This is a genomic window from Streptomyces sp. C, from assembly GCF_000158895.1.
Classification (GTDB): domain Bacteria; phylum Actinomycetota; class Actinomycetes; order Streptomycetales; family Streptomycetaceae; genus Streptomyces; species Streptomyces racemochromogenes.
On record NZ_GG657751.1, the window covers coordinates 570,250 to 578,258 of the forward strand.

The window sequence follows — 8,009 nt, forward strand, 5'->3', positions numbered from 1 at the left end:
CCGCAGCATCACTACGGTGCGTCGTCCCAGATCACACGGCCACGCTGCTCGCCCGATTCTCTGCCGGTACGTACGCTCCTGCAGCACCATTGCGGCTTGTACTTGTGCGCCTCCTCGACGAACACCTTAATCCCGCCGCTGTGGGCGGTCCCCGCAACCGCGGTGCCTGCTTCAGAACGAGTGCCCTGAGTACCGCCGACGGCCATCTCTGCGGATTCTCCCCGCAGCGCCACTACGGGATGATCTGGCGGCGGGCCATCTCCAGCGACACGAACGACCTCTGTGGGTAAACCCGCAGACACCACTGCGGGGCCCGGATGCAGCTGGACCCGCCGGACATCACGCGTGCTTCTCTGCGGGTACGGCCCGCAGCACTACTACGGCCGGCTGCGCGTCCTCTACCCCCGCGACGCGTCCGTCCCTTCTCGCGTGTACGTCACGCAGCACCACTGCGGCGTCGAGGGTGCTGCTGAGCACTCCTGCGAAATGACGTGCTTCTCTGCGGGTCCATCCCACAGCACCACTACAGCACGGCCGCGGCGGCCAAGTAATTCGGGAAGCCAGCCAGCTCTGCGGGTACACCCCGCGGTACCACAGCGGCATGATTTCCGCAGGCGTCATAGTGTCGACCGCCACCTCTTTTCTGCGGCCATCCCGCAGCACAACCACGACTTCCAGTTGAAGAGAAAGCTGACCGCGGTCAGCGCGACGGCCTCTGCGGGTACGTCCCGCAGCGCCACTACGGTGACGAGATCGCCGAGTATCTGGCCAAGGCAGCGAACCCGTCTCTGCGGCCCACCCCGCAGCATCACTGCGGCGAGTGTTGGCGCCGGTCGGGGCGTCATCCCCTTCCAACCGACTCTGCGGGGCGCGCCCCGCAGCACCATTGAGGCAGCGCATAGGCGATCAGCCCGCGGATCAGGGTCAGGGCCGCTTCTGCGGGTTCACCCCGCAGCACCACCTCCGCTTGTACGCCGACCATAGAGGTCCGCGGCCATCGGTCAGGCTCTGTGGCACGTCCGCAGCACCATTACGGCCCGATGAACGGGGTTACGAACGACCCCCAGCCCTGACACCTCTGCGGGTCCTTCCGCAGCACCACTGCGGCATCGCCGAACGGGGGGACTGGCCGTGGCTGGGCGCAAACTGTGCAGGTCCATTCCGCAACACCACTACGGCTCGAACGGCAGGGGGACGATACTGGCGGCCCCGTCCCTATCTGCGGGTCCGCGCCGTAGCACCACTGCGGCGATGTACTGGCGTCCGATGAACGTCCTGAGGTCACGGGTCACGGCAGACGCGTGCCGCAGCACCACTGCCGCACCAACGGAGAGAAGGCGCGCGGCCAGGAGTTCCCGACCGCCCCTGCGGGTTCGTCCCGCAGCACCACTGCGGCTTGTGTGCTTCGAGCAGTTGTGCGATCTCGGCGATTCCATTCCTGCGGGCAACCCTGCAGCACCACTACGGCGTCCTGTCCGACCGGCTGCTGCTGGCAGGACTCGGTCTGTCCCTGCGGGGCACTCCTGCAACACCACTACGGCGCCGCACCCGACGCCCGCTCCGGTCAGTATCAACCTGTTTCCGCGGGCACGACCTGCGGCACTACTGCGGCTACCTGGCTGCGGCGATGGCCGGGCGCCTGGCTCGGCCGTCTCCGCAGGTACGGCCTGCGGCACCACTGCGGCTCGTCCCACGCCAGGTAGGCGAGGGCGAAGCGGGGCCCGTCTCCGCAGGCACGACCTGCGGCACCACTGCGGCTTGATTTTGCACCGCCAGGCGGCGGCGCCGTCGCCCGTCGCCGCAGGCACGGCCTGCGGTACCACCTGGGCCGAGCCGGTCATCCAGAGATGGTCGCAGCCATCGGCAACAGGCGGACGGGGTATCGCCATACAGGCAAGGCCCGGATTCCCCCCGCTGCGGGCTGGGGGAATCCGGGCCTTGGCTGTTCAGCGCGTCAGGCGGTTGGAGCTTGCTCGCGGGTTGCGTGCGGCAGGAACGCGGTGAAGGCGGCCTGGGTGAAGGCGATGGCCGGTCCCGCCGGCCTCGTCGAGTCGCGGACGGCGATGAAGCCGCGGGTGGGCCGGACGTCGGCGATCTCGACGCACTGCTCACCGGCGTCGCTGAACGACGACTTGTACCAGTCCGCTTCGGGAAGGTCGGTGGCGTACAACCTGGTCGTGTCGGTCATGACTTCTCCATGGTGGATTTGATCTTCTCCCGTGAGTCGTCGACGGGGAGTGCTGCGGCCACGATCCGCTCGAAGGCGGCCTCGTAGACCTTCACGTCGTCGGTGCCCTCGGCGAAGGACCCACCGCGGAGGGTTTCCAGGCTGATCACGGTGGGCCAGGGGTGGGGGAACCTGACGATGTGGAACGGGCCCGCCATCCCGGGGTGAGGGGTGGCGAGTATCGGCATCACCTGGAGGGTGATGTTGGGCAGGTCGGCCATGTCGAGCAGGTGCCGCAGCTGCTCGCGCATCAGCGAGGGGTGGGTCGCCGACCGGTAGTGCAGGGTCGATTCGTGGATGACGGCCCACAGTTTGAGAGGTCCGCCCGGCCGGCTGGTGTCGGTGAGGATGGCCTGGCGCTTCTTGCGCATCTCCACGAGCACGGACACCTCTTCGGCGGTCCGGGTGATGGCGGTGGCAGTGATGATCTCGCGGGCGTACTGCGGGATCTGCAGCAGGCCCGGGAGCACCTCGGGCCGGTAGATCCGGGTGTCCTCCGCGTCCTCCTCCAGGCCGATGTAGTCCTTGTAGTTCGTCTCGGGCAGGTCGCCGTAGTTGCTCCACCAGCCGACCTTGTTGGCGTCCCGGGCCAGCTCCTCCATCGCGGTCACCACCGTCTCGTCGGTGACCCCGTAGGCCTTCAGGAGCGGCTTGACGTCCTTGATCGGCAGGTGGGCTTTGGCGTTCTCGATCCGGTTGATCTTGCTGGCGTCCCAGCCGACGGCCTGAGCGGCGCTGTCGGAGGTGTTGAAGCCGGCGTTCTTCCTGAAGGTTCGCAGCGCGCTGCCGAGACGGCGTCTGCGCACGGTCTGCACAAGCGGCGGTGTGGGCACGGGAAGTTGGACCTCTCTGCGGGCTGGCAGGTCGATGCAGGGGGCGGATCTTCCCCTTCCGGGGGTGCGGCTTCCTCTTGCCGGGTCAGTCTGCCCGTCCCGGGGATCGGAAGTCGATCGAACATCCCTCCAATCGTTGGGAGTTTGGTTGCAATGGTTGCAGGCATCGCGTCATCGGGTGCATTCTTCCAATGTGACGCCGTGACCAAGTGTCAGCAGATGATCACGCTGAGGTGGTAGGTCGCGGCCCCAGAACGGCCGGGTTCGAGCATGGCCCGGCCTGCCGGCCTCGTGTCCCCGCCCCCGTCGGGGACACGAGGCCGTGTACCCCTCACCCGCTCCCAACTCGCCGAGGCCACCCATGAGCCAGAGCACCACTCGCACACCCCGCATCCACCGCCCGGCCTTCGCCGCCCGCGCCATACAGCGCCCCCACGCCGGCAGGGCCGCCCGGTGACCGGCGCCTTGGCGGAAGACGTGAAAGCAGCCCCCACCGGCCCCCAGCGCTACAGCGACGGCTACTCGCCCCGCGACACCGCCCCGGCCCGCGCCCGACGAGACGTCGCCCTCTGCCTTCGCACCTGGGGCCTCGATGTCCTGGTCGACGACGCACGGCTGATCGTCTCCGAGCTCGTCACCAACGCGGCCAAGCACACCAAGACCCGCCGGATCGGCGTCTCTGTCACCCGGCACCCCGACCACGTGCGGATCGTCGTCACAGACACCAGCCGCACCCTCCCCGCCCCCGCGACCCACACCCCGGAGGACGAGGCCGAGGCCGGACGCGGGCTCCAGCTTGTCGACCGGCTCACCACCCGGTGGGGCAGCAAGCGGTTCCGGACCGGCAAGCAGGTCTGGGCCGAACTCCCCGTCGGCAAGGTGGTGTCGTGAGCGCCGGCGACTGGGGCGAGTTACACGGGCCCACCCGCCTGAGCCCACCCCGGAAGCGCCGTCACGCCCGGCCGGACGGGAACGTGGTCGCAGGACTGCTGCTGACGACAGGCAACGTGCTCGGCCTGGCCGTCCTCGCACTCTCCTGCGCCCACCAGGCCGACGGCGCCACCCTCACCACCTCCGCGATCACCGTCCTGGACCGGACACCCGCCGAAGTACAGCCGACCAGCAGGCCGGCCAACGACACGGCGCACACGCTCTCCACCGGACCGGCGGCCCGCACCACAGAAGCGCGGGCCTGCCGCTGCGGATCCCGCACCCGCCCCACCCTCTGAACTCCGGTGGCAGCGCGGCGCCTCACGGCCCGCGCTGTCGCCGGCCAGAACCCCCGGCCCGGCACCCCGAACGATGACACCGCCGGACCGGGGCACCGTCCCCGGCTGAACAACCCTGGACAGGTCGAGCAGCCGGGGACGGGCACCACCGCGCACCGGTCGGCCATCCTCGCCACGGCCCCTTGCCCGCAGGTAACCGAGCCTGCACCGTACGGAAGTTCGCCGCGTCCGTCCCTTTGACCGGATGGAGGGCCCCTGTGCCTGCCACCACACCGCGTGAATCCCACACCGCCACCGACTTAGACGCCATGGCCGCCCTCGCCGCCCACCACGGCGTACCGATCGAGGACGCGCTCCTGATCGCGATCAACCTGCACGGCATCAGCTCGCCCCTGAACCGGCACCGCGCCCGGGTCCTGATCCGCCTCGCGACGGCGCCCGCCGTGCCGTGGCAGGTGATCGTCCCGCTCAACGCGGCCGCCTCACCGTTCGTTCTCGACGAGGACACCCTCCTCCTGGCCGGGCTCCCCGTCGCGACCGTGACGCGAGTCGACGCGGACGAGGCCGTGGGCGGCTACTTCCGCAACGACGGCCGCGCCGCCACCCTCAACCCCAACGCCCGCAGCCGCTGCGTCGGCTGCGCGTTCTGCCCCAACACCCTCGAAGCCGCCGCCGACCCCCGGCTGTCCGAGCAACGCGCAGTGCGCGAACTCCTCGACGCCATGGCCCACCAGCACCCGGCCGGCACCCTGACCGGACTGGAAGAGGTCACCGTCTCCACCGGATGCTTCGAACGCGAACAGGCCGCCGTCGACCACCTCGGCAACCTCCGCACGGTGCTGACCGAGGCCGGCATCACCGCCCGGATCGGATTCCTCACCTCCGTGCTGCGCAGCCAGAGCGCGTTCAACACCCTGGCCCGCACGGCTGGCCCTTTCGTCCTGCGGATGACCGCCGAGTGCTTCACCCGCCGCGACCTGCTGCTGAAGGCATCCAAGGCGGAGCTCACCCGCCAGCAGATGCCGCGCGTGCTGCGCCGGGCCGTTCGCGCCGGACACGACACGTCGTTCACGTACATCGTCGGCCTCGACGACCTGGCCGCCATGGAGGACGGCGTCCGCGACCTCGCCCCGCACATCACCGAGTTCCCGAACCTTCAGGTCTACCAGGCCCACAACCGGATCATGGCCGGACTCCGCGCCCCCGGCGCCACCGACCTCGCTTTCTACCTGAAGGCCCGCACCGTCCTGGAGGACCTCCTCGGCCCGACCGGACTGCGGCCCCAGGCCTGGGAGTGCTACCGGCCCCTGTGGCACTTCACCTTCGGCCCCGAACGGCTGGTCCCGGCATGACCGCCCCCGGCAAGGCGGCGGAGCTGCTGTGGCGGGCGCAGACGTACGTGGCCGCCGCCCAGATTCACCTGCGCGACAACGTGCTGGTGCGCCGTCCCCTCGGCCCGGGAGACGTGAAGGCACACCCGGCCGGGCACTGGGGCACCGTCCCCGGGACGGCGTGGGCCCTGGCTCACATCGCCCTGCGCTCGGGCACCGGCGGCACCGAGCTGGTCCCGCTGCTGGGCGCCGGACACGCGGGCGTGGCACAGATCGCGGCAGGCTGGCTCACCGGCCACCTGGTCACGGCGCGCCCACAGTTCCCCCGCGACGAGCGGGGCCTGGTGAACCTGTGCCGGTCCTTCCCCGAGGTGGCCGGCCTCGGCTCCGAAGTCACCCCAGCCCTGCCCGCAGGGGACTTCCTCGGCGGCAGGCTCGGCGGCTGCCTCCCCTTCGCCCAGGGCGCCGCGCTCGCGGCCGGCCCCGACCGGGTGATCGTGCCGGTCCTCGGCGACGGCGAATGCGAGACCCCGACCACCGCCGCGGCCTGGCTCGCCGCCCACGCCCTGCCCGGCACCCCGGTGCTGCCCATCGTCCACCTCAACGGCTTCCGGATGGGCGCACCCAGCCTCCTCGCCAGCCTGGACGCGCGGGCCCTGACCGCCTACGCGGCCGGGCTCGGCCGGCACGCCCGCACCGTCACCGTCCCGGACGACGGCCACGAGGCCTTCCACGCCGAGCTCGCCCAGGCCGTCGACGACACCCTGGCCGGACGCCGCACGGTGCTGTTCATGCGGTGCGTCAAGGGCTGGAGCGGCCCCACCACCGTGAACGGACAGCAGGTCATCGGCACCGTCCGCGCCCACAAGACCCCGCTCACCAAGGCCGCCACCGACTCCGCACAGCTGCGCGCCCTGGAGGCGTGGCTGTCCTCGTACCGGCCCGAGGAGCTGTTCACCGACGGCGGCCACCTGGGCCCCGGCCTGGACGCTGCCCTCGCCGCAGCCGCGTGGCCCCGCCTGAAGGCGCCCCACCCTGCGCTGGCGCCGCGCGCCACCGTCCGGCAGCAGCCCGTCTCGTTCGCTGACGCCGTTGCCACCGTGATCCGCGCCCACGCCCGCGCCGGGGACTTCCGGGTCTTCAGCCCGGACGAGCTCGCCTCCAACCGCCTCGCCGAACTCGCCGGGCAGCCGTGGACCACCGAGGTTCTCGCCGAGGAGGTCTTGGGCGAGCAGCTCGCCGGGTTCAACGCGGCCGGCGGCCGCGGGGTCTTCATCTCCTACGAGGCGTTCGCCCCGCTCCTGGCGACCGGACTCGTCTCCCTGCTCAAGCAGCAGCGGATGCCCGGCGCCGCCCCGCGGCCGAGCTTCAACCTGCTTCTGACCTCCTATGGCTGGCACAACACCTACACGCACGGCGACCCGTCGCTGACCACGACGCTCCTCGCGCTGGAGGACCCGGCCACACGCGTGCTGACGCCCGCCGACCCTGCCCGCCTCGCGGCCGTCCTGGACGACGCCTTCACCAGCACGGGCCAGCTCAACGTGATCATCGCGGGCAAGCACCCGCTGCCGCCCGTCCCCGCCGATACGCTCCGCGAGGAGCTGGACCGGGGAGCGGCCCTCTGGCCGCACCTGTCCGACGCCCAGCCCCCGGCCTTGACCGTGGTGGTGTGCGGGGACCTGCCCGCCGCTGTCACCGCCGAGGCGCTGCCCCGGATCCGGGCAGAGCTGGGCGTCGCGGTGCGGGTGGTCTCTGTCCTCGACCTGACCGTGCTCGGCGATCCCACCGTGTGGCCCGCCGGCCTCCGCCCCGCCGAGCTGGACGCCCTGCTCGGCGAGGACGCGGCACTGCTGATCGTCACCCTCGGCCACCCGGCCGCGATCTGGTCCCTCCTGAAGGCACGGCACGCCCGGCCGGTCGAGGTGATCGGCTGGCGCGAGACCGAAGGGCCGCGCATCCAGCAGGACATCGCGGCCGCAGCCGGCCTGACCGCCGAGGGCCTCCTTGCGGCCGCCGGACGCCTGCTGAAGGCGAGGACGCGATGCGACACCTGGTGATCGACTCCTTCGACTTCGCAGATCTCGCCGACCACGCAGGTCCGGGTGACGACACCGTCTTCGTCTCGGTGCGCTCCGGCCGGGCAGCTGGCTGGTACGGGCCCCTCGCCGAGCCCGTCGCCCGCGCCGTACGCGGCCTGGCGCCCGCACTCGTCGGCGCCGAGGCGGCCGACCACGAAGGCCTCCAGGACCGCCTGGCTCAAGCGGCGCCCCATTCCAGGGCCGGGTCATGGGCGGTCGGCGCGCTGGACTGCGCGGCCTGGGACCTGCATGCCCGCGCCGCCGGGCGCCCGGCCGCCGCGCTGCTGACTGACGAGCCGCTGCGGCAC

General features: G+C 71.3%; 6 protein-coding genes and 1 pseudogene. 5 read left to right on the forward strand and 2 right to left on the reverse strand.

Translation table 11 applies throughout. The annotated features are described in order from the left end of the window. Positions 1-1,954: 1,954 nt before the first annotated feature. Positions 1,955-2,188: a DUF397 domain-containing protein gene (locus tag SSNG_RS35930; protein WP_007268906.1), complete on the reverse strand. Its 234-nt coding sequence runs from the start codon at positions 2,186-2,188 to the stop codon at positions 1,955-1,957. Continuing rightward, a complete protein-coding gene (locus tag SSNG_RS35935; RefSeq protein ID WP_128637667.1) occupies positions 2,185-3,033 on the reverse strand; it encodes a helix-turn-helix transcriptional regulator in 849 nt (282 codons plus the stop codon). The genes SSNG_RS35930 and SSNG_RS35935 overlap by 4 nt, the downstream gene beginning before the upstream one ends. A 504-nt stretch (positions 3,034-3,537) precedes the next feature. On the opposite strand from SSNG_RS35935, the gene SSNG_RS35940 reads away from it, so the two are divergent. The 5 genes and pseudogenes from SSNG_RS35940 to SSNG_RS35960 all read left to right on the forward strand — a co-directional run. Next, positions 3,538-3,951 carry an ATP-binding protein gene (locus tag SSNG_RS35940; RefSeq protein WP_241695331.1) on the forward strand — a complete coding sequence of 138 codons (414 nt, stop codon included), beginning with the start codon at positions 3,538-3,540 and terminating at the stop codon, positions 3,949-3,951. A gap of 83 nt (positions 3,952-4,034) precedes the next feature. Further along, positions 4,035-4,289, forward strand: a complete 255-nt coding sequence (locus SSNG_RS35945; RefSeq protein ID WP_042804689.1) for a hypothetical protein — start codon at positions 4,035-4,037, stop codon at positions 4,287-4,289. 257 nt (positions 4,290-4,546) lie between these two features. Beyond that, entirely contained in the window at positions 4,547-5,641 is a 1,095-nt protein-coding gene (locus SSNG_RS35950) for a hypothetical protein (protein WP_241695332.1), read from the forward strand. After that, positions 5,638-7,680, forward strand: a complete 2,043-nt coding sequence (locus tag SSNG_RS35955; protein ID WP_007268911.1) for a hypothetical protein — start codon at positions 5,638-5,640, stop codon at positions 7,678-7,680. Before SSNG_RS35950 ends, SSNG_RS35955 begins: the two co-directional genes overlap by 4 nt. Next, a pseudogene (locus SSNG_RS35960) lies at positions 7,665-8,009 on the forward strand (hypothetical protein); the annotation flags it as partial. The gene SSNG_RS35955 and the pseudogene SSNG_RS35960, both read left to right, overlap by 16 nt.

Bases quoted from the DNA above. Each gene is read 5' to 3' on its own strand.
- SSNG_RS35930 (WP_007268906.1), bottom strand. From the start codon at position 2,188: ATGACCGACACGACCAGGTTGTACGCCACCGACCTTCCCGAAGCGGAC.
- SSNG_RS35955 (WP_007268911.1), top strand. From the start codon at position 5,638: ATGACCGCCCCCGGCAAGGCGGCGGAGCTGCTGTGGCGGGCGCAGACG.